This window comes from Aeromonas sobria (assembly GCF_006243315.1).
GTDB lineage: Bacteria > Pseudomonadota > Gammaproteobacteria > Enterobacterales > Aeromonadaceae > Aeromonas > Aeromonas sobria_A.
In genome coordinates, this window is record NZ_NKWE01000023.1 from 15,243 (window position 1) to 35,613 (window position 20,371).

Here is a 20,371-nt window from a genome sequence, read left to right on the forward strand (position 1 = left end):
TGTCAGATTACAGATACAGCAACGACCACACGCCCGCATGTCAGGGAGTGTGCCACCACCAGCTTGCTTTCAGGGTGATTGTCGTTTGCATGATAAAATCCTGTAAAAAGATGTTTGCAATGAAGTGCCTACAGAAAACGATAAAGCCGCGGCCAAGTCAAGTCGCTTTTTAGCCTTCTTTCACCGATTTGCCATGAATGGTGACCTGACCACGAGAGCGGAATTACCTGATGAGATTCGATCTGCACTGTCATACCACTGCCTCCGACGGGGTGCTGAGCCCGGCCGAACTGGTGCGCCGCGCCGCCGAGAAACAGGTCGAGGTGTTAGCGGTTACTGACCACGACACCCTTGATGGCCTTGATGAAGTTCGCCGCACCATCGAGAGTGAGCAACTGCCGCTGCGACTGGTGAGCGGGGTCGAGATCTCCACTGGCTGGGAGCACCACGAGATCCATATCGTGGCGCTGGGGGTGGATGAAAAAAATCCGCTACTGGTGGCATTTTTAGCTGGCCAACGGGCTCGTCGCGAGGCGCGGGCATTGGAAATAGGGCGTCGTCTGGAGAAGTGCCTGATCCCCGGCACCTATGAAGAGGCCAAGGCGCTGGCCGGTGACGCCGCCGTGACCCGTGCTCACTTTGCCCGGGTGCTGGTGGCGCGCGGGGTGGCCGACAACATGCAGAAGGTATTCAAGAAGTACCTGAGCCGTGGAAATAAAGGCTATGTGCCGGCCGAATGGCCAGAGATGAGCGAGGCGATCAGCGCCATTCACGCCGCTGGCGGGCTGGCGGTTCTGGCTCACCCCAGCCGTTATGGTCTCACCGCCAAGTGGATCAAGCGCTTGCTGGTGGCCTTCAAGGCGGCCGGTGGTGATGCCATGGAGGTGTCGTTGCCCCAGCAGAGCCCGCAGGAGCGGGCCAACCTCGGTCAGTGGGCCAAGGATCACGACCTGTGCATTTCGGTGGGATCGGATTTTCACTTCCCTTCCAACTGGACCGAGCTGGGTCGCCACCTCTGGTTGCCCAAAGAGGGCATGCCGGTCTGGTTGGCCTATCCCGGTCACTTTGGGCTCACCACCGAGCAACACACAGAGCTGCTGGCGAGCCGCTAATGGCACCAGCGCAATAGGAAACAAAACGGGCAAGAGGGAATGGCCATATTGTGGCTGGCCTATCCCGGTCACTTTGGACTCACCACCGAGCAACACGCAGAGCTGCTGGCGAGTCGCTAACGACGCTAGCGAAGTGGCCGCAAGCAGGTGAAGTGGCCACAAACAGGTTAAGGTAGTGTCATGGGTCTGGAACCCGTGACCATACGAGCGGGCAGGTATTGCTGCCCCCATTGCGAGAACAAGCTATGAGTCAGCATTTTTACGTACATCCGGAAAATCCTCAGGCCCGTCTGATCAGTCAGGCGGTACAGATCATCCAGAACGGTGGCGTCATCGTCTACCCGACCGATTCCGGCTATGCGCTGGGTTGTCAGATGGGTGACAAGGGGGCGCTGGAGCGCATCTGCCGCATCCGTCGCCTCGATGCCAACCACGACTTCACCCTGGTGTGCCGTGATCTCTCCGAGATCGCCACCTACGCCAAAGTGGACAATGGCGCGTTTCGCCTGATCAAGAACAACACCCCGGGCGCCTACACCTTCATCTTCAAGGCGACCAAAGAGGTGCCACGTCGCCTGATGAACGAGAAGAAGAAGACCATTGGTATTCGGGTGCCGGATAACCTGATTGCCCAGGCACTGCTGGAGGCGCTCGGCGAGCCGCTGCTCTCCACTACCCTGATCCTGCCGGACTCCGAGATGGCCGAGTTCGATCCGGAAGAGATCTTCGACAAGCTGGGCAAGCAGATCGATCTGGTGGTCAACGGCGGTTATCTGGGCGAGCAGCCCACCACAGTGGTGGATTTCTCTGACGACGAGCCGGTGCTGCGTCGTCGCGGTGCCGGAGATCCGACCCCGTTTGAGTGAGTCTGCTGATCCTGTCTCCGTGACGGTCACGCCCCAGGTGGGCGCACATATCGCGGAGTCAGCGGGGGAGTCCGTTCTCCCCCAAGCCATCCCATCCCCCATCGCGCGGGTACTGGGGCAGCCCTATCACGAGCTGCCCCAGGACTTGTTCATCCCGCCCGATGCGCTTGAGGTGTTCCTCGATACCTTCGAGGGGCCGCTCGATCTGCTGCTCTACCTCATCCGGCGCCAGCAGCTTGATATTCTCAACCTGCCGATCCTGCAGATCACTGCCCAGTACATGGAGTATGTGGAGCTGATGCAGGGGCTCAACCTTGAGCTGGCGGCAGAGTATCTGCTGATGGCGGCCTGGCTGGCAGAGATCAAATCCCGCCTGCTGCTGCCCAAAGCGCCGGAGCTGGAAGATGAGGAGGAGGGGGAAGACCCGCGGGTTACCCTTATTCGTCGCCTGCAGGAGTACGAGCGGTTCAAAGTGGGGGGCGAGCGGCTCAATGAGCTGCCACGGGTGGAGCGGGAGATCTTTATCGCCACCGCCTTGCCCCCCGATTTTGGCGCTCTCAAACCACTGGCGCCCGATGTTTCGCTGGTTGAGCTCGCTCTTTATATGCAAAGTGTGGTAAAACGCGCGACTCATTTCGAACATCACCAGATCCGCCGCGAACAGATCCCGACCCGGGTGCGCATGGCGGAGATCCTCGCCATGCTCTCGTTGGGCCAAACCTTGCGCCTTGAGCAGGTGCTGCGTGCCGAAGAGGGACGCATGGGCGTGTTGGTGACGTTTTTGGCCCTGCTGGAGCTGTGCAAGGAACAGCTGATCTGGGTCCTGCAAGCCCAACCGTTGGGCCAAATCTATTTTGCATTGGCCAGCCAGCGTGAGGAGGGCAACCATGGCGCTGCCCACTGAACGTTTAAAAACCCTGATCGAGGCGGCGTTGTTTGTGGCCGGTCGCCCGCTCAACGTCAGCGAGCTGAAAAGCAGCGTGCTGGCGGATTATCCGGTGACCAGCCGCTATGTTCAGCTGCTGTTGGCCGAGATCAGGCAAGATTACAGTACGCGGGGGGTCGAGCTCAAAGAGGTCGCCTCCGGTTGGCGTTTTCAGGCGCGTCAGGAGTATGCCGAGGAGCTATCAAGGCTCTGGAGCGAGCGGGCGCCCCGCTATTCCCGCGCCGTGATGGAGACGCTGACGTTGATCGCCTATCGCCAGCCCATCACCCGTGCCGAGATCGAAGCGATCCGCGGGGTGGCGGTGTCGAGCCAGATAGTGAATACCTTGAAAGAACGTGGTTGGGTGCGCAGCATCGGCCACAAAGAGGTGGCAGGCCGCCCCGAGCTGCTCGCCACCACCAGAGAGTTTCTGGATTATTTTAATCTGCAGAGTCTGGAACAGCTCCCCGAGCTGGATCCGGATCTGCAACCCCCGTTGCCCCCCATGCCAATGGCGGAGGGTGGCAGCGATCAACAATCAGGTAACCCCGATGAGTGAAAAACTGCAAAAAGTGTTGGCCCGCGCGGGTCACGGCTCCCGTCGTGAGATGGAGGCCCTGATCACCGCAGGTCGGGTCAGTGTGGATGGCAAGGTCGCCACACTGGGGGATCGCGTCGAAGTGAACGCCGTGATCCGGGTAGATGGTCACCAGATCAAGACCCGTGCCGCGGAAGAGGTCATCTGCCGCGTGCTGGCTTATCACAAGCCGGAAGGGGAGATGTGTACCCGTCACGATCCGGAAGGTCGTCCCACCGTGTTTGATCGTCTGCCCAAGATGGAAGGTGCCCGCTGGATTGCGGTTGGCCGCCTTGACGTCAACACCTCCGGTCTGTTGCTGTTCACCACCGACGGTGAGCTGGCCAACCGTCTGATGCACCCGAGCCACCAGGTAGAGCGTGAATACGCGGTACGTGTGTTTGGCGAGATCACCGAAGCCATGCTGCAGCGCCTGCGCAAAGGCGTGCAGCTGGAAGATGGCACCGCCAAGTTCAACAAGATCAAACCGGCTGGCGGCGAAGGTCTGAACCAGTGGTTCAACGTCACCCTGACCGAAGGTCGCAACCGTGAAGTGCGCCGTCTGTGGGAATCACAGGAAGTGCAGGTGAGCCGCCTGATGCGGATCCGGTATGGTGACGTGACCCTGGATCGTGGCATCCCCCGTGGTGGCTGGCAGGAGCTGAAACTGCCGGAAGTGAACTACCTGCGTGGTCTGGTGCATCTGCAGCCGGAGACCGAATCCAAGGTTGACCTGCAACAAGATGGCAAAACCAGTCGTCACAAGCAGGCCGCCCAGATCCGCCGTGCCGTCAAGCGTCACAAGGATATGCAAGGCATGGAGCCGCGCGCCCGCAGCACCACCGCCCGTCGCAAGCCACAAGCCTCTACCCGCAACTCGGGTACCGGCAGCAAGTAAGCTGCAATGCGTTGCGAACTGCGCGCTGACAAAGAGCGCGCAGTCGGCCAAGCAAAAGGCCCGCACCAGATGGTGCGGGCCTTTTTTGTAAGTGCGTTGCCATGTGGCAATACTATTGGACCTGTGCCACCGCTTCACGAGTAAGTCGGCCGATCTCTTCCCACTGCTTCTCTGCGATCAGTTTCTTGTCGACCATCCAGGAGCCACCACATGCGATGACCCGCGGGATGGCCAGGTATTCATTGATATTGTGAGTCGAGATCCCTCCGGTGGGCATCAGCTTGATCTGGGTATAGGGTGCCAGCAGCGCCTTGATCATCGCAGCGCCACCCGATGCTTCGGCCGGGAAGAACTTCAAGGTTGTCAGCCCCATCTCCAGCGCAGCTTCAATGGTGCTGGGGTTATTGACCCCCGGAATGATCGGGATGTCTAGCTCCTGACAGGCCTTGACCGTATTGGGGTTAAAGCCGGGCGAGACGATAAAGGTGGCACCCGCCTCTTTGGCTGCGATCACCTGCTCGCGATTAAGCACTGTGCCTGCGCCAATCAGCATCTCTGGTTGGCTCTGGCGCAGCAGCCGAATTGCATCGACCGCGGCGGCGGAGCGGAAGGTGATCTCGGCAACCGGCAGACCGTTATTGGCCAGTGCCGCCCCCAATGGAATGATGTCTTCAGCCTGCTCGATGGCGATCACCGGGATCACTTTCAGGGCTTGCAGTTGTTCAGTAATGGATGACATTCGGTTGACCTCGTTTAGTGTGATGCCGGTTGGCTGGCCTGTGGCCTGATGAAGCTGTCGGTGACACTGCGGGTGGCACTTTCCGGAATAATTGCCCCCTTGTGCTGAATGACGATCCCCGCCAGTCGGTGGCCCATGCGGGCACATTCGTCGATTGCCCGTCCTTGCAGGTAGCCAGCCAGAAAACCGGCATTGAAGGAGTCACCGGCCGAGGTGGTATCAACCACCTTGCTGACGGCTTGGGTAGGGATGGTGATGGCAGGGAGCCCTGTGTGCAGGGCTTGATAACAACAACCGGCTGCCCCCTGTTTAACTACGGCCTGCTGCACCCCGGCAACCTTGAGCCGCTGCAGGGTCTGCGCCACATCCTTATCTCCCCACAGGGCCTGTTCATCGTCATCGGTGACCAGTGCCAGCTCGGTGATGGCCAGCAGTTGCTGGTAACAGGCACGGGCATCGGCCGGACTCTGCCACAAGGCGGGACGATAATTGCTGTCAAAAATGATCTCGACGCCCGCCCGGTGCAGTTCACCCAGCCACTGCAGCAGAGCCTGCCGATCTGCCGCTGGCAGGATCGCCAGCGAAATGCCGCTGAGATAGATCGCATCCACACTGCTGACGGCCTGCTGGAGCTGTGGTAAGTGCGGGTGCTGCATCAGATAGCGGGCAGCCGAATCGTTGCGCCAGTAGAGAAAGGTGCGCTCGCCTTGCTCATCAAGCTGGATAAGATAGAGGCCGGGATGACGCTGTTGATCGATGAGCACCGCACTGGTGTCGATCCCGGCCTGTTGCCAGCGCGCGATGATTTGCTGGCTGAGAGGATCCTGGCCCATGGCAGTCAGGTAGTGCACCTGAATATCGGTGCGTTGGGAGGCTCGCGCGAGATAGATGGCGGTATTGAGGGTATCGCCCCCAAATGCCTGCTGCATGTCGCCAAAGGGCTTGCCATTGAGCTCAATCATGCACTCCCCGAGCAGGGCAATCCGTTTCATGTGAGATCTCCGTTTGTACTACTTGATGCACTGCCATCTGAATTGTGTGCTGATTCGCTATTCAACAAACAATCACTGCATAGTAAAGACTTCATTCATCCCTCTTACTATTGTTGAATTAATGTATTTACAACGCCGCGACACAGTGGCGAGAACCGTAGGTAAGTAACTGCTCATAGGCCTGCGTCACCGCATCGACAAACCCATTATGTTGCGGCAGCTCCGTCCCGAAAATAGATTCAATGGCTAGCAGTGGCTTGACCACCTTGCTGCTGAGACCGAGCTCTGCATAGATAGCCTGGAAGCGGTGGAACAGGGGATCCCGGACATCGATCACCTCACCGTTTTCCCCCTTACCGCTGACATAACGCATCCATCCGGCGATGCCTAATGCCAGATGGCGGTAATCACTGCCGTTCTTCAGATGGAAGAGGACGGAGTCGACCATACGTTGTGGCAGTTTTTGACTACCATCCATGGCGATTTGCCAGGTCTGGTGTTTGAGCGAGGGGTTGGTGAAACGTGCGATCAGTTGTTGGGCATATCCATCGAGATCCGTACCAACAGGCATGTTCAGGGTCGGCGCCTGTTCATTGAGCATCAGCTCAAGCGCTGCCTGGCGGTAGGCCGGATTGGTCATGGTGTCTGCGATATGAGCGTATCCCCCGAGATAGCCGAGATAGGCCAGGAATGAGTGGCTGCCGTTCAGCATGCGCAATTTCATCTCTTCAAAGGGCACGACATTGCTGACAAATTCGGCACCAGCCAGATTCCAGTTGGGGCGGCCGTTGACGAAATTATCTTCAATTACCCATTGCCGGAATGGTTCGCAGGCGATGCCGCAGGGGTCATAAACGCCCGTGGCTTGCTCAATCTCTGCCAGCGTCTCCGGGGTGGCAGCAGGTACGATGCGGTCGACCATGGTGCAAGGGAAGGTGACCTGCTCACGGATCCAGGATGCCAGGTCTCCATCGAGTAGTTCGGCAAATCCCAGAATTGACTGACGTGCAACATGACCATTTTCCTGCACGTTGTCGCAAGACATGACTGTAAAGGGAGGGAGTCCACGCTCTTTGCGCAGGCGCAGGGAGGCAACGATGCAGCCGATGGCGGAAGTGGGGGCATCAGGGTGCTGCAAGTCGTGCTGGATCAACGGATTTTGCGGGTTGAACTGCCCGGTAGCAGGGTCTGCGCAATAGCCTTTTTCAGTGATCGTCATGGATACAATGGCTACTTGCGGTTCTGCCATCTTCTCGAGGATGGCGGAAATGCCGTCAAAGGTTGGATGTAGTGACTCAACCACAGAACCAATCACTTTAGGTTGTACGCTCTCAGCGCCCTTCTCTAGGACGGTGTAGAGGTGATCCTGCGCTCTGAGGGAGCGAATCAATTCCTCTCCACCAAACAGGTTGACCTCACAGATCCCCCAGTCACTGCCATCTACCATGACTGTCTCGTGAGTGATCAAGGCCTGATGGGCTCGATGAAATGCTCCAAATCCGATATGAAGCATACGTGTTTCTAGTATATCTCTTTGAAATTTAATGTGTTTTATGTTGTTTGAAGCTGTTTTCATGCCAACTGTTTCCTCTCAAAAGCAAGCTGTGAATGCTGATTGATTTGGTCAACCAATTGTGAGGTTGAACCTAAAGTAGGACATTTATCAGGCAGCATAGTCAATGATCGCGCACAAGAAGCGATCTAAAAATGGGATCTTAATAACACGACTGGTCGATTTACATACTGTGTTTGTGATGGTGCCTACAAAAAAGCCATACGTTGGTTGACCAATTTTGGGCGGTAGTCAAGGATGAAGCACATGCATTTATTCTTGGAGAGAGTCGAATCTTATGTCGTATGTAAAATGTGTAAAGCTATGTTCGCCAAGTCATATTGCGATTCAGGAAGTCCCTTACCCCAAAAAGAAAAGTAGCGAGGTGTTAATCAGAGTCGAATCAGTAGGGATTTGTGGATCTGATATTGGCGCATATAGAGGGGTTAATCCTCTGGTAACTTATCCAAGAATAATAGGACACGAAATTGTTGGTCGTGTGATTGAAACTGGTGATGGAATGTTACCGACGATTAACTTGGGAGACCGAGTTATTCTTGATCCATATATTTATTGTGGTTCATGTTATCCCTGTAGTATAGGTAGAACAAACTGTTGTGAACAATTAAAAGTTATAGGTGTTCACATAGATGGGGGAATGCAAGAGGTTATATCACACCCTGCACATATGTTGCATAAAGTACCTGAAACGTTATCTGTTGACTCGGTTCCATTAGCAGAGCCGTTAACAATAGCTCTACACGCAATTCATCAAACAAAACTAAAAAATGGTGAGCATGTAGTAATAATTGGGGCGGGGGCGATAGGTGTGCTTGCAGCCCTTGCAGCCATGCGTAAGTACGAAGCAATCCCTATTTTAGTTGATATAGTGGATACCCGTTTGCAGCATGCTAAAAATCTTGGTGTATCTCATGTTATTAATGCCAAGAATGAAGATGTTGTAGCTGTGATTAGTAAAATAACTAACCGGAGAATGGCTGAGGTAGTAATTGAAGCATCAGGAGCAAATGCCTCAATTCAACTTTCTCTCGAACTGGCCGCATTTTCTGGACGAATTGCTTTGACGGGATGGCCTAAAACAGAAACCCCACTAAAAACCAACCTCATCACTTATAAGGAGCTGACCATTAGTGGGTCAAGAACTAGTGTTGGGGAATTTGATGAGGCGTTGACTATTCTTTCTGAAAATATTATTGAACCTTCAGAGGTGATTAGTAAGGTTGTATCATTAGAAGACATCCCGGCGTTAGTGAAGGAACTATCTGAATACCCGGAAAAATATCTAAAAGTAAATGCCATAATAACATCATAATTGATTCATACAGCTGTACCATTTTTTAAGATTTCTACCTTTTGAGGTGAGTTAAATGAATTATAAAAAAACACTTAGCGCCGTTGCTGTATTCAGCTTTCTGTTCAGTGGTGCAGTACATGCAGCTCAAGTGATAAAAATTGGACATTTTATGTCTGACACACATCCGCAAAGCGTAGCACTAACTAACTATTTTAAGAAAATAGTAGAGGATAAAACACAAGGTCGATATGAAATAAGAATTTATCCTAACAATCAGCTTGGTGGTGAGGAGCAGGTACTCAATGGTGTTCGGCGAGGAACCATTGAAGGTGGGGTTGTTGGGTTGTTGATGCAAAATACCAATCCAATTTTTGGTATTTGGGAATGGCCATTTTTATTTAAAGATAATCAAGAAGCAAAAAAAATATTGACCCAGTCTGATGTAGCTAAAGATATTCGAGAGAAATATCAAGAATATGGAGTGAAGGTTCTGGCTACGGGTGTGAATGGTTTTCGCGTGACCTCATCAAATGTTCGTGTCGCAGAGTTTAAGGACTTTAAAGGTCTTCGATTACGCGTACCGAATAATGATATGTTTGTTACATGGGGAAAAGCGATGGGCGCAAATCCTCAAGCAATGCCACTAAGTGAAGTATTCACAGCATTAGAACAAAAAGTAATTGATGGTCAGGAAAACCCGTACTCCTTGCTCAAAGAGTCAGGATTATATGAAGTGCAGAAATATATTGTGGAAACCAATCACTCATTTTCCCCTGGCATGCTTATGTTTAGCTTGAAAACGTGGAATAAAATGAGCCCAGAGGATCAGGCCATTTTCCAAGAGGCAGCAAATGTCTTCCAAGAGAAGGAGTGGGAGTTAGCTATCTCTGCTGAGAAAGAGAATAAAGATTTTTTGAAAAATAAAGGGTTGGAGATTATATATCCAGATGAGAAATTCTCTCAAGAGATGAGAACAGCTGCTAAGCCAATCTATGATAACTATTATAATACATACACTTGGGCTAAGCCTATGATTGAAAGTATTAATTTAGCAAAAAATACTGATTGATAATTTATTATGTGTAGCAGAGTTAGCAAAATTAATGCTAACTCTGCTAGGAGAGTTGTTATGACAAAAAAAATAGATTTTAATTTGTTGTTTAAAGTTATTTCGGTACTTTCGTTAAGTTTGATGGTTTTGTTGGTTTTTGTAAATGTATTAATGCGTTATTTTTTAAACTCCGGATTACCTTGGTCTGAAGAGCTTGCTCGGATATGTTTTGTTTACACAGTATGTTTTGGTATTGTTATTGGTGTGAAGGAAAAGAATCACCTAAAAGTCGATATTATTACTAATATCTTGCCAGTAAAAATTAATAAAATTATATCTATATTTTCTAATTGTATATGTATGGGGGTCATGGGGGTTTTGTTTGTTGGAGCATATAATCTTATTATGTTGACTTATGACCAGCAAATGCCCGCAACAAAATTATCATCAGCATGGCTATATTTTGCTCCAGCTTTCGCTGCTAGCATATATTTTTGTTCGGCTATTAAAAATACAATCAAGCCATGATGGGAGGATATTTATAATGCTATTGACTTTTATTTCAGTCTTGTTTGGCGCATTATTTATTGGCGTTCCAATTGGAATATCAATGATGCTTAGTGCAATAGTTTTGTTATTTGCAATGGGTATGTTTGATCCACAGATAATAACAGAAAACTTTACAATGGGGGTTAATAGCTTTCCATTAATGGCAATTCCATTTTTCATTCTTACCGGTGAAATAATGAAAAATGGTGGGTTGTCGTTGCGGATCGTTGATTTTGCGATGAGTATGGTCGGCCACATAAAAGGCGGCTTAGGCTATGTTGTTATCATTTCTGGTTTAATTTTTGCCGGATTGTCTGGCTCTGCAATTGCAGATACCGCAGCATTGGGCGCTATATTAATACCAATGATGGCTTCCCGAGGATATAATATAAATACATCCACAGGTATTGTTTGTGCAGTTGGTATTATTGCTGTTGTTCTTCCACCAAGTATCCCTATGATTGTGTTTGGAGTGACTGCGGGGGTTTCAATTACAAAATTATTTATGGGAGGAATGGTTCCCGGTTTGTTAATGGCTGGCGCACTTTGGCTAATGTGGAAATTCTTGTATAGAAACACAGATATGCCTGTGATGTACAAAAAATCTGGAAAAGAGCGCTGGGCAGCATTTAAAGATGCATTTTGGGCGTTACTATTGCCAGTTATCCTTATTGTAGGTTTACGAGGTGGTATATTCACGCCAACGGAGGCTGGCGTCGTCGCAGCGATCTATGCTGCAATTATTAGTTTTTATGGGAAAGGACTGGATAAGGCGACTCTTCTTGACATTTTTTCCAATACGGTTAGAACGACTGGTGTTGTGATGTTTGTAGCAGCTGCTGCGATGGTTTCCGCATTTGCAATTACAGTTGCGCAGATCCCTACAGAAATAGCGGCAAATTTAGCTGATGTAACTGAAAGCCCTAAAATTATTTTGGCTCTCATTATGCTATTTCTTTTAATAGTTGGCTGCGTTATGGATTTAATTCCTGCGATATTGATTTTCACTCCAGTCCTAATGCCAATTATAAAAATGTATGGGATTGATCCAAATTATTTTGGTATCCTTATGGTTATCAATTTGTCAGTTGGACTGATTACACCACCGATAGGGACTGTTCTATATGTAGGGTCAAGTATTTCTAAAACAACAGTGTATGACGTATCTAAAGGTGTATTTCCATTTTTGATGGTTTATATAGCGCTGCTAGCATTATTTATCATCCTTCCTGATATTGTAATTGTACCGATGAATTACTTTAGTTAATAGGTTGATGTCGTTTTATTAAAACTATTTAATTGACATATCAGTATCTTTTGAATTATGGTCTTTTCAATTAACAAAAGCTTGTGAGAAAGATATGACTGATGAGTCTAAACGCCAGTATCGAGAGATCGGTGAAATAATAAAGAGTGAAATTATTTCTGGCAAATATTGTATTGGGGATAAATTGCCACCAGAGAGGGATATTGCTGAGAGCTTTTCAATTGGACGCTCTGTGATTAGAGAGGCACTCATAATGTTGGAAATCGAAGGTTATGTAGAGGTAAAAAAAGGTTCTGGGATTTATGTTATTTCTACAAACTCAAGAGATAATGATAGTGAAATTATACATCTCATAGGGCCTTTTGAATTAATACAAGCCAGGCAACTTTTAGAAAGTAATATAGCTGAATTTGCCGCACTCCAAGCCACACCTTCTGATATAAAGGTAATGAAGGCTGCACTTGAGATGGAGATTGAAGGTCTTGAGATGGGTAAAAATGAAGATGGTGATATGAAGTTTCATCAAGCAATCGCAGAGGCAACGCATAATTCAATGTTGGTAGCGCTATGGCGACAAGCATGGGAATGTCGAGTGAATAACCCCATGTGGCAGCATTTGCACAACAGAATAGCTACCAATGAGTATCAATTGGAATGGTTGGATGATCACAAAAAAATATTATCTGCAATGCAGAGAAAAAATTCATCTGCAGCTAAATATGCGATGTGGTCACATCTCGAAAATGTAAAAATACGATTAATGGAACTTTCTGATATAGATGCTCCTGAGTTTGATGGTTTTTTATTTTCATCCTATCCAATTAATTTGACGAAATAATTTAAACAAAGATATGAGGGTTTTATTATATGGAACAAACATGGCGCTGGTATGGTCCTGATGACCCGGTAACCTTGAACGATATAAAACAGGCTGGCGCAACGGGCATTGTGACTGCATTGCACCATATACCCAATGGTCAGATTTGGAGTAAGGATGAGATCCTAACTCGCAAAACCTTAATCGAAGAAAATGGTTTGACCTGGTCTGTGGTAGAAAGTGTGCCAGTACATGAAGAGATCAAGACACATTCAGGCCAGTATCAGCAATGGATTGATAATTATAAAGTGTCGATCCGTAATCTGGCCGCCTGTGGTATTGATACTATTTGCTATAACTTTATGCCGGTGCTGGATTGGACCCGAACAGACCTTGAGTTTGAGATGCCGGATGGTTCCCGTGCACTACGTTTCGATCATATCGCATTTGCTGCTTTTGAGCTCTATATCCTGAAACGTCCTGGCGCGACTCATGAATACTCTCAGGAAGAACAACAACAAGCGCTGAGCTATTTTCACGGTATGAGCGTGGAGCAAATAGAGACGCTCACTCGCAATATTATCGCAGGTTTGCCTGGTGCCGAAGAGGGCTATACTCTGGAGGCATTTCAGGTACATTTGGATAAATACAAGGATATCGACAAAGACCGTTTGCGGGAGCACATGGCCTATTTTCTCGATGAAATCGTACCTGTGTGTGAAGAGTCAGGCGTCCGCTTAGCTGTCCATCCGGATGATCCTCCCCGCCCGATCTTGGGGTTGCCGCGTATTGTTTCCACCATTGAGGATATTGCGTGGCTGGTTGACCGAATTCCCAGTCAGGTCAATGGTATTACCATGTGTACCGGTTCGTATGGTGTTCGTGGGGATAATGATCTGGTTGATATGATCAAGCGTTACGGGAATCGTATCTATTTCACACATCTACGTTCCACCAAACGTGAAGATAACCCCAAGACATTCCACGAAGCGGCTCACCTTGATGGAGATGTCGATATGTATAATGTGGTATTGGAAATAGTTCGTGAAGAACAGCGTCGGCTGAAAGATGGTGATAATAGACTTATCCCCATGCGGCCAGATCATGGTCATCAGATGATTGATGATCTGAAAAAGAAAACAAATCCGGGATACTCATGTATTGGTCGTCTTAAAGGGCTGGCCGAAGTGAGGGGATTGGAAATGGGAATAACCAAGGCTCTTTTCTCAAATAACTGACAATTATTATGTCTGGTTGAGTCGTGAATAAACCAAGGAGGCTATTGAGCCTCCTTTCTTGTATTAGGGTGTCATTAACCGTCAGCCAAAAGATTGCGCCATGGATGAGGTCTTGCTAGCCTGTGCGGCTCTGATAGAGGAGTGAACGATGAGTAAGGTACTTGATGAGCTGCTGGCGTTGCTGGCGCTTGAAAAAATCGAGGAGGGCCTGTTTCGGGGCCAGAGCCAGGATCTCGGTCTGCGGGCCGTGTTTGGCGGACAGGTAATGGGGCAGGCCTTGTCAGCCGCCAAGCAGACGGTCGAGAGCGGCCGTCAGGTTCACAGTTTTCACTCCTACTTCCTGCGTCCGGGGGATGTGACCCGCCCCATCGTCTACGACGTGGAGAATATCCGCGACGGCCAGACCGTTTCCACCCGTCGGGTCAAGGCTATTCAGGGCGGCAAGCCGATTTTCTACCTCAACGCCTCGTTTCAGGTGCCCGCCGATGGCTTCGAGCATCAGGCGCAGATGCCCACCGGCATCACCCCGCCGGAAGAGCTCAAGAGCGAGCTGGAGCTGGTGCGCCCCTACGAGAACCTGATCCCGGCCTCCTTGCGCGACAAGATCCTCTGCGAGCAGCCCATCGAGATGCGTCCGGTCACTTTGGTCGACCCTATTCGGCCGACGGTGCAGGATCCGGTGCGTCACGTCTGGTTCAAGGCCAACGGCCAGATGCCGGACGATCTGCGGATCCACAAATACCTGCTGGCTTATGCCTCCGACTTCAACTTCCTGCTCACTTCCCTGCAGCCCCACGGGGTGTCGTATTGGGAGCCGGGGATGCAGGTGGCCACCATCGACCACTCCATGTGGTTCCACCGGGATTTTCGCTTCGACGACTGGCTGCTCTACGTGGTAGACAGCCCGAGCGCCAGCGGCGGTCGCGGTTTGGTACGTGGCCAGTTCTTTACCCGTGATGGCATGCTGGTGGCGAGCACCATGCAAGAAGGGGTGATCCGCCGTCGCAGCAGTTAAGTCGCAGAGCGGTCAGCAAAACGGGGTGGCTTGGGCCACCCCGTTTTCGTTGCTGCCATTTGCGCGGGCTCTGCGGGATCAGCCGCCGCGCTGGTACTTGAAGCGCTTCTTGCGCCGGTAGGGATAGACATCCTCGAACACCCCCACCTTGATGTTGCTCTGCAGCATCTTCCAGTAGTTGGCGTCGAACATCTCCTTGTGCAGTTGCAACATGATCTCCCGCACCAGTGGCTTTTGCAGCAGGAAGGTGGCGAACTCCTCGGGGAAGATGTCGTTGGGGGCCACCGAGTACCAGGGCTCGGCGCACAGCTCATCCTCGGGGTAGCGGGGCGGCGGGATCTGGCGAAAGTTGCACTCCGTCATGTAGCAGATCTCGTCGTAGTCGTAGAACACCACCCGGCCGTGACGGGTGACGCCAAAGTTCTTGAACAGCATGTCCCCCGGGAAGATGTTGGCTGCCGCCAACTGCTTGATGGCGTTGCCGTACTCCTCCAGCGCGAGGCGGGTCTGCTGCTCGTCCGCCTTGTCCAGATAGAGGTTGAGCGGGATCATCTTGCGCTCGGTATAGAGGTGCTTGATCACCAGCTTGTCATCGCTGATGGTGAGGGCCGACGGCGCCACCGTCTTGAGTTCGGCCAACAGCTCCGGCGAGATGCGATCCAGCGGAAACTCGAAGTTGGTGAACTCCTGGGTATCGGCCATGCGGCCAACCCGATCGTGCTGTTTGACCAGCCGATACTTCGCCTTCACCTGCTCGTGGCTCACATCCTTGGGGGGAGTGAACTCGTCCTTGATCACCTTGAACACCACATCGTAGGAGGGGAGGGTGAACACGCTCATCACCATCCCCTTGATGCCGGGGGCGATGATGAACTGATCCCGACTCTGGGCCAGATGGTGGCGGTAGTGGCGATAGAGCTCGGTCTTGCCATGCTTCTGGCAACCGATGGCGTTGTAGATCTCGTAATCGGGCTTGTGGGGCATGATCTGGCGCAGGAAGGCGACAAACAGTGCCGGTTCGCGGGCATAGACCATGAAGTAGGCGCGGGCGAAACCAAACACGATGGAGGCGAGATCCGGTTCGAAGATAACGGTATCCACATAGATGCTGTGGCCGGTGCTGAGCAGGGGCAGGATAAAGGGGAACACCTGATCCCTGGCCCGGATCAGTCCCACCAGATAGGCCCCCTTGTTGCGGTAGAACACCTCTTTCAATAGCTCGATGGCAAACGGCTCGTCATGGAGGATTTGCGGGCCGTTCTCGGCAAGATGGCGGTGGATGTCGACAATATCCCGCTGCTTGTCCTCGTAGGGGAGGGTGAAGCTGTAATCCCCCAAAAGCTGGCTCAAGGTCTGCGGCAGGTGGGCCAGATCGGTGCGATAGATGCGCAGCAATGCGCTGAGATCGGGCTTGTCGCCACGGCTGACAAAGGGGTGGATATAGAGGTTCTCGTCGCGGATGTTGCGATGGCGAAAGATCCGGCGATAGACGGAGTTGAAGAAGGACTCCGCCACCTCGAAGTTGTCACAACGGGGCAGCAGATCGCTGAAGGCGCTTTTGACCCGTTTGAGCAGCTCCTGGGTGGCGTGGTGCTCCCCCATCATCTGGCGGATGGAGCTGGCGGTGGCCCCCACATGGTGGTCATAGAGGCGAATACGCTCGCGTCCCGCGAGCTGTACCCCCAGCCAGTCACTGTTCTCGAAGCGGCTCTTGCTGCCCTGGGTTATCTCGAGAAACCGGCTGTAAAACGACTCGAAGCGTTGCAAGATAGTCTCGGCGACGGCCTGTTCCAATGGCTGCTGCATCTCTCTCTTCCTTGTGATCTGTCGGGCCGATAGCGCGAAGGATTGCGTGTAATTCGTTCACACGTCAGGCCACTATCGCAACATTCAAACGTCTGTTCAAGTGGCAATTTTCGGGGATAAACGGTAGATTGCGCCCCTGTTTTGCTGATGGTTTAGCGACTGTTTGCTGTCTGTTTGAGAGGCCGTCCGGCCTGTGAGGAAACCCGATGAAGCTCTATTTTGTCCTGGTGGCACCTGCCCGCCCTGCGAATGTGGGGGCTGCTGCCCGCGCCATGAAAACCATGGGATTCGATGCCATGCGACTGGTAGCGAGCCGGGTACATGAAGAGGAAGAGGCGAGCTGGGTGGCTCACGGCGCCCAAGAGATCCTGACTCAGGCCGAGGCGTTCGACACCCTGCCCGAGGCGCTGGCGGATATGGATCTGGTGATCGCCACCACCGCCCGTGAGCGCGGTCGCTACCAGCACTACCTCACGCCGGGGGAGATCCGCGAGCAGATCCGCGCCAAGCCATCCCTCGGCAAGGTGGCCATCGTCTTTGGCTGCGAGGAGTCAGGACTCTCCAACGAGCAGCTGGCCGAGGTCGATCTCATCAGCTATCTGCCCCTCAAGGTGAGCTACCCGTCCCTCAATCTGGGGCAGGCGATCATGCTCTACGCCTACGAGATGAGTCAGCTGATGGATGAGCTGAACGCCGATTGCGCCGCTGCGGTAGCAGAAAATTTTGATAACGCCGGGCAGGTTCGAGTGCTGAAAAGCAAAACAGCAGAATTGCTGGGTGAACTCGGAGTTTCGCAGGATGAAAAACTGCATCAGTGGGTGATGGACCGAGTACCCATGCTGCCGCAGCGGGATTTGAACATGCTCCACCTGCTCTGCAAAGACCTTGCGCGCCGATTTGGGCGCAAGTAGCAAAGAGGTTTAAGTTGACAGCCCAAGGCCCGCCGCGGTATTGCTAAAAGCCAGCTTCGTCAACGAGTGTTCGTCATGCAGTTATTCACCAACGTCATCACTACCACCATTATTACCGGTACCACCACAGGTGGCACTGGGGCCGGTTGATGCGCTGACGAACAAGCACAGAAATCAAAAAAGGCCCGTACCCACCCAGTACGGGCCTTTTTGTTGGATTGGTTTTTAGATTGAATTTCATAGATTTACAGGGAGAGAAAGCGATGAGAGTGTTGAAATTTGGCGGGTCTTCACTGGCCGATGCAGAGCGTTTTTTACGGGTGGCCGATATCGCGGTCAACACCCACGGCCAATCTCAGGTAGCCCTGGTGCTGTCTGCGCCTGCCAAGGTGACCAATCATCTGGTGGCGTTGGTGGAACAGACCAGTCGCGGCATGGATGCCAGTTCTACCCTGTTTGAAGTCAATGGCATCTTCTCCCGCCTGCTGGCCGGGTTGAAGGCGGCTTATCCGGCGCTGGATGACAAGGCGCTGTTGGCCCGTCTCACTGCCGAGCTGGATCAGGTTGAGCGGCTGATGCAGGGCATTCGTCTGCTGGGTCTCTGCCCGGACAACGTGCAGGCGCGCATCCTGAGCCGTGGCGAGAACCTCTCCATCGCCTTTATGCACGAGCTGCTGCGGGTGCGCGGTCTGGAAGTGGATCTGATCGTGCCGGAAGAGTTGCTGGCCACCGACGGCGGCTATCTGGAAGCTCACGTCGATATCGAAGCCTCCCGGGTGCGCTTTGCCGCCAAGGGCTTACGTCCTGTTGTGGCAGAAAAGCAGCGATGTCTCTACCTGATGCCGGGCTTTACCGGTGGCAGCGACAAGGGTGAAACCGTGCTACTGGGCCGCAACGGCTCCGACTACTCCGCCGCCGTACTGGCCGCCTGTGTCGATGCCGAGTGCTGCGAGATCTGGACTGACGTCGAGGGCTGCTACAGCTGTGACCCCCGTCTGGTGCCGGATGCCTATCTGCTGAAAACCCTCTCCTACAAGGAGGCGATGGAGCTCTCCTACTTCGGCGCCAAGGTGCTGCACCCGAAAACCATCGCGCCTGTGGCCCAGTTCCACATTCCCTGCCTCATCAAGAACAGCTTCAACCCGCAAGGGGCGGGCACCCTGATCGGTCCCGAGAGCGGCGACGATGACCTGAAAGTGAAGGCCATCTCCGACTTGTCCGGCATGTGCATGTTCAACGTCTCCGGCCCCGGCATGAAGGGGATGGTCGGCATGGCCGGTCGCATCTTCTCCGCCGTCTCCCGTGCCGGGGTCAGTATCGTGCTGATCACCCAGTCATCTTCCGAGTACAGCGTCAGCTTCTGTATCCACAGCTACGACCAGGAGAAGACCCGCAAGGTGCTGGAGCGTGAGTTCGAGCTGGAATTCAAAAACCAGCTGCTGGAGCCGCTGGATATCATCAGCGATCTGGCGATCATCTCCCTGATCGGTGACGGCATGCGCACCAGCAAGGGGATGGCGGCCCGCTTCTTCACCTCGCTGGCGCAAGCCTCCATCAATATCGTCGCCATCGCCCAAGGGTCGAGCGAGCGCTCCATCTCGGCCGTGGTGCGGGATCGCAAGGTGGCGGAAGCCATCAAGGCGTGTCACCAGAACTTCTTTGGCAGCCAGCAGTTTATCGATCTGTTCGTGGTCGGGGTCGGCGGCGTCGGCGCGGCGCTGGTGGATCAGATTGCCCGCCAGCAACCGGTGCTGGCCGAGCAGGGCACTGGCCTGCGGGTAGTTGGCATCGCCAACAGCCGCCAGATGGCGGTCAACAAGGATGGCCTGAACCTCGCCAACTGGCGTGAACAGCTGGTGGAAGCGCGCGACAGCTTCTCGCTGGAAGGGGTGAAAAAGCTGGTGGAAGATAGCCACATCATCAACCCGGTGATCGTCGACTGCACCTCCTCCGAGGCGGTGGCCGTCCAGTATGCCGACTTCCTGGCCGCCGGTTTCCATGTGGTCACTCCGAACAAGAAGGCCAACACCGGCTCGCTCGATTACTACAAGGCGCTGCGCCGCACCGCCCGCCAGACTCGCCGCAAGTTCCTGTATGAAACCAACGTCGGCGCGGGTCTGCCGGTTATCGAGAACCTGCAGAACCTGATCAAGGCCGGTGACAAGCTGCGTGCCTTTGACGGCATCCTCTCCGGTTCGCTCTCCTTTATCTTCGGCAAGCTGGACGAAGGGATGGCCTTCTCCGAGGCGACCAACATCGCTCGTGGCAACGGCTTTACCGAACCGGATCCCCGCGATGATCTCAACGGCATGGATGTGGCGCGCAAGCTGCTCATTCTGGCTCGCGAGGCAGGTATGGCGCTGGAGCTCTCCGATGTCGAGGTCGAGCAGGCGCTGCCACCCGGCTTTGATGTGAGCGGCGACGTGGAAGCCTTTATGGCCCGTTTGCCCGAAGCCGACGGCTGGTTCCGCGATCAGTTCGCCGCCGCGCAGCGTGAAGGCAAGGTGCTGCGCTATGTGGGTTCCATCGAAGGTGGCAAGTGCAAGGTGGCCATCAAGGCGGTCGGTGGCGATGAGCCTCTGTTCAAGGTCAAAGACGGCGAGAACGCGCTCGCCTTCTTCTCCACCTACTACCAGCCGATCCCGCTGGTGCTGCGTGGCTATGGCGCCGGTACCGAAGTGACAGCCGCTGGCGTCTTTGCCGACGTGCTGCGCACCCAGAACTGGAAGCAGGAGCTATAA

At 52.9% G+C, this 20,371-nt stretch carries 18 protein-coding genes; 14 read left to right on the plus strand and 4 right to left on the minus strand.

What is annotated here, in order from left to right:
- Positions 1-230 precede the first annotated feature (230 nt).
- The 5 genes from rnm (at position 231) to rluB (ending at position 4,378) form a co-directional block, all read left to right on the plus strand.
- Complete coding sequence (rnm, locus tag CF137_RS07195) at positions 231-1,112, plus strand: RNase RNM (RefSeq protein ID WP_101325294.1); 882 nt, start codon at positions 231-233, stop codon at positions 1,110-1,112.
- A 245-nt stretch (positions 1,113-1,357) separates the two neighbouring features.
- Positions 1,358-1,978, plus strand: coding sequence for an L-threonylcarbamoyladenylate synthase (locus tag CF137_RS07200; RefSeq protein ID WP_042020663.1), 621 nt, complete (start codon positions 1,358-1,360; stop codon positions 1,976-1,978).
- Positions 1,979-2,027: 49 nt separating this feature from the next.
- Complete coding sequence (locus CF137_RS07205; protein WP_162515891.1) at positions 2,028-2,882, plus strand: segregation and condensation protein A; 855 nt, start codon at positions 2,028-2,030, stop codon at positions 2,880-2,882.
- On the plus strand, positions 2,866-3,462 hold the full coding sequence (gene scpB / locus CF137_RS07210) for an SMC-Scp complex subunit ScpB (RefSeq protein WP_042020667.1): 597 nt from the start codon (positions 2,866-2,868) through the stop codon (positions 3,460-3,462). Before CF137_RS07205 ends, scpB begins: the two co-directional genes overlap by 17 nt.
- On the plus strand, positions 3,455-4,378 hold the full coding sequence (gene rluB, locus CF137_RS07215; protein WP_042020669.1) for a 23S rRNA pseudouridine(2605) synthase RluB: 924 nt from the start codon (positions 3,455-3,457) through the stop codon (positions 4,376-4,378). Before scpB ends, rluB begins: the two co-directional genes overlap by 8 nt.
- Before the next feature lie 112 nt (positions 4,379-4,490).
- Here the strand turns inward: rluB and CF137_RS07220 are convergent, their stop codons facing one another.
- The 3 genes from CF137_RS07220 to CF137_RS07230 all read right to left on the minus strand — a co-directional run bounded on the left by CF137_RS07220 (position 4,491) and on the right by CF137_RS07230 (position 7,685).
- On the minus strand, positions 4,491-5,117 hold the full coding sequence (locus tag CF137_RS07220; RefSeq protein ID WP_139691327.1) for a bifunctional 4-hydroxy-2-oxoglutarate aldolase/2-dehydro-3-deoxy-phosphogluconate aldolase: 627 nt from the start codon (positions 5,115-5,117) through the stop codon (positions 4,491-4,493).
- Between the two features lie 14 nt (positions 5,118-5,131).
- Entirely contained in the window at positions 5,132-6,109 is a 978-nt protein-coding gene (locus CF137_RS07225; RefSeq protein WP_139718526.1) for a sugar kinase, read from the minus strand.
- A gap of 127 nt (positions 6,110-6,236) precedes the next feature.
- On the minus strand, positions 6,237-7,685 hold the full coding sequence (locus CF137_RS07230; protein ID WP_139718527.1) for a fructuronate reductase: 1,449 nt from the start codon (positions 7,683-7,685) through the stop codon (positions 6,237-6,239).
- A gap of 274 nt (positions 7,686-7,959) precedes the next feature.
- Between CF137_RS07230 and CF137_RS07235 the strand changes: the two genes are divergently transcribed.
- The 7 genes from CF137_RS07235 to tesB all read left to right on the plus strand — a co-directional run bounded on the left by CF137_RS07235 (position 7,960) and on the right by tesB (position 14,913).
- Positions 7,960-8,994: an alcohol dehydrogenase catalytic domain-containing protein gene (locus tag CF137_RS07235; protein ID WP_139718528.1), complete on the plus strand. Its 1,035-nt coding sequence runs from the start codon at positions 7,960-7,962 to the stop codon at positions 8,992-8,994.
- A gap of 55 nt (positions 8,995-9,049) precedes the next feature.
- Positions 9,050-10,045 carry a TRAP transporter substrate-binding protein gene (locus tag CF137_RS07240; RefSeq protein ID WP_139718529.1) on the plus strand — a complete coding sequence of 332 codons (996 nt, stop codon included), beginning with the start codon at positions 9,050-9,052 and terminating at the stop codon, positions 10,043-10,045.
- Between the two features lie 60 nt (positions 10,046-10,105).
- A complete protein-coding gene (locus tag CF137_RS07245; RefSeq protein WP_162515883.1) occupies positions 10,106-10,555 on the plus strand; it encodes a TRAP transporter small permease in 450 nt (149 codons plus the stop codon).
- Positions 10,556-10,571: 16 nt separating this feature from the next.
- Positions 10,572-11,843 (plus strand): TRAP transporter large permease, encoded by a 1,272-nt coding sequence (locus tag CF137_RS07250; RefSeq protein ID WP_139718531.1) that lies wholly within the window; start codon positions 10,572-10,574, stop codon positions 11,841-11,843.
- A 94-nt stretch (positions 11,844-11,937) separates the two neighbouring features.
- Positions 11,938-12,681, plus strand: coding sequence for an FCD domain-containing protein (locus CF137_RS07255; RefSeq protein ID WP_139718532.1), 744 nt, complete (start codon positions 11,938-11,940; stop codon positions 12,679-12,681).
- A 29-nt stretch (positions 12,682-12,710) separates the two neighbouring features.
- On the plus strand, positions 12,711-13,898 hold the full coding sequence (uxuA, locus tag CF137_RS07260) for a mannonate dehydratase (RefSeq protein WP_139718533.1): 1,188 nt from the start codon (positions 12,711-12,713) through the stop codon (positions 13,896-13,898).
- 148 nt (positions 13,899-14,046) lie between these two features.
- Positions 14,047-14,913: an acyl-CoA thioesterase II gene (gene tesB / locus CF137_RS07265; RefSeq protein ID WP_139718534.1), complete on the plus strand. Its 867-nt coding sequence runs from the start codon at positions 14,047-14,049 to the stop codon at positions 14,911-14,913.
- A 78-nt stretch (positions 14,914-14,991) separates the two neighbouring features.
- Here tesB and aceK read toward each other — a convergent pair whose 3' ends face one another.
- On the minus strand, positions 14,992-16,719 hold the full coding sequence (gene aceK / locus CF137_RS07270; RefSeq protein ID WP_139718535.1) for a bifunctional isocitrate dehydrogenase kinase/phosphatase: 1,728 nt from the start codon (positions 16,717-16,719) through the stop codon (positions 14,992-14,994).
- 206 nt (positions 16,720-16,925) lie between these two features.
- Between aceK and CF137_RS07275 the strand changes: the two genes are divergently transcribed.
- Positions 16,926-17,630 carry a tRNA/rRNA methyltransferase gene (locus CF137_RS07275; protein WP_139718536.1) on the plus strand — a complete coding sequence of 235 codons (705 nt, stop codon included), beginning with the start codon at positions 16,926-16,928 and terminating at the stop codon, positions 17,628-17,630.
- A 263-nt stretch (positions 17,631-17,893) separates the two neighbouring features.
- On the plus strand, positions 17,894-20,371 hold the full coding sequence (gene thrA, locus CF137_RS07285; protein ID WP_139718537.1) for a bifunctional aspartate kinase/homoserine dehydrogenase I: 2,478 nt from the start codon (positions 17,894-17,896) through the stop codon (positions 20,369-20,371).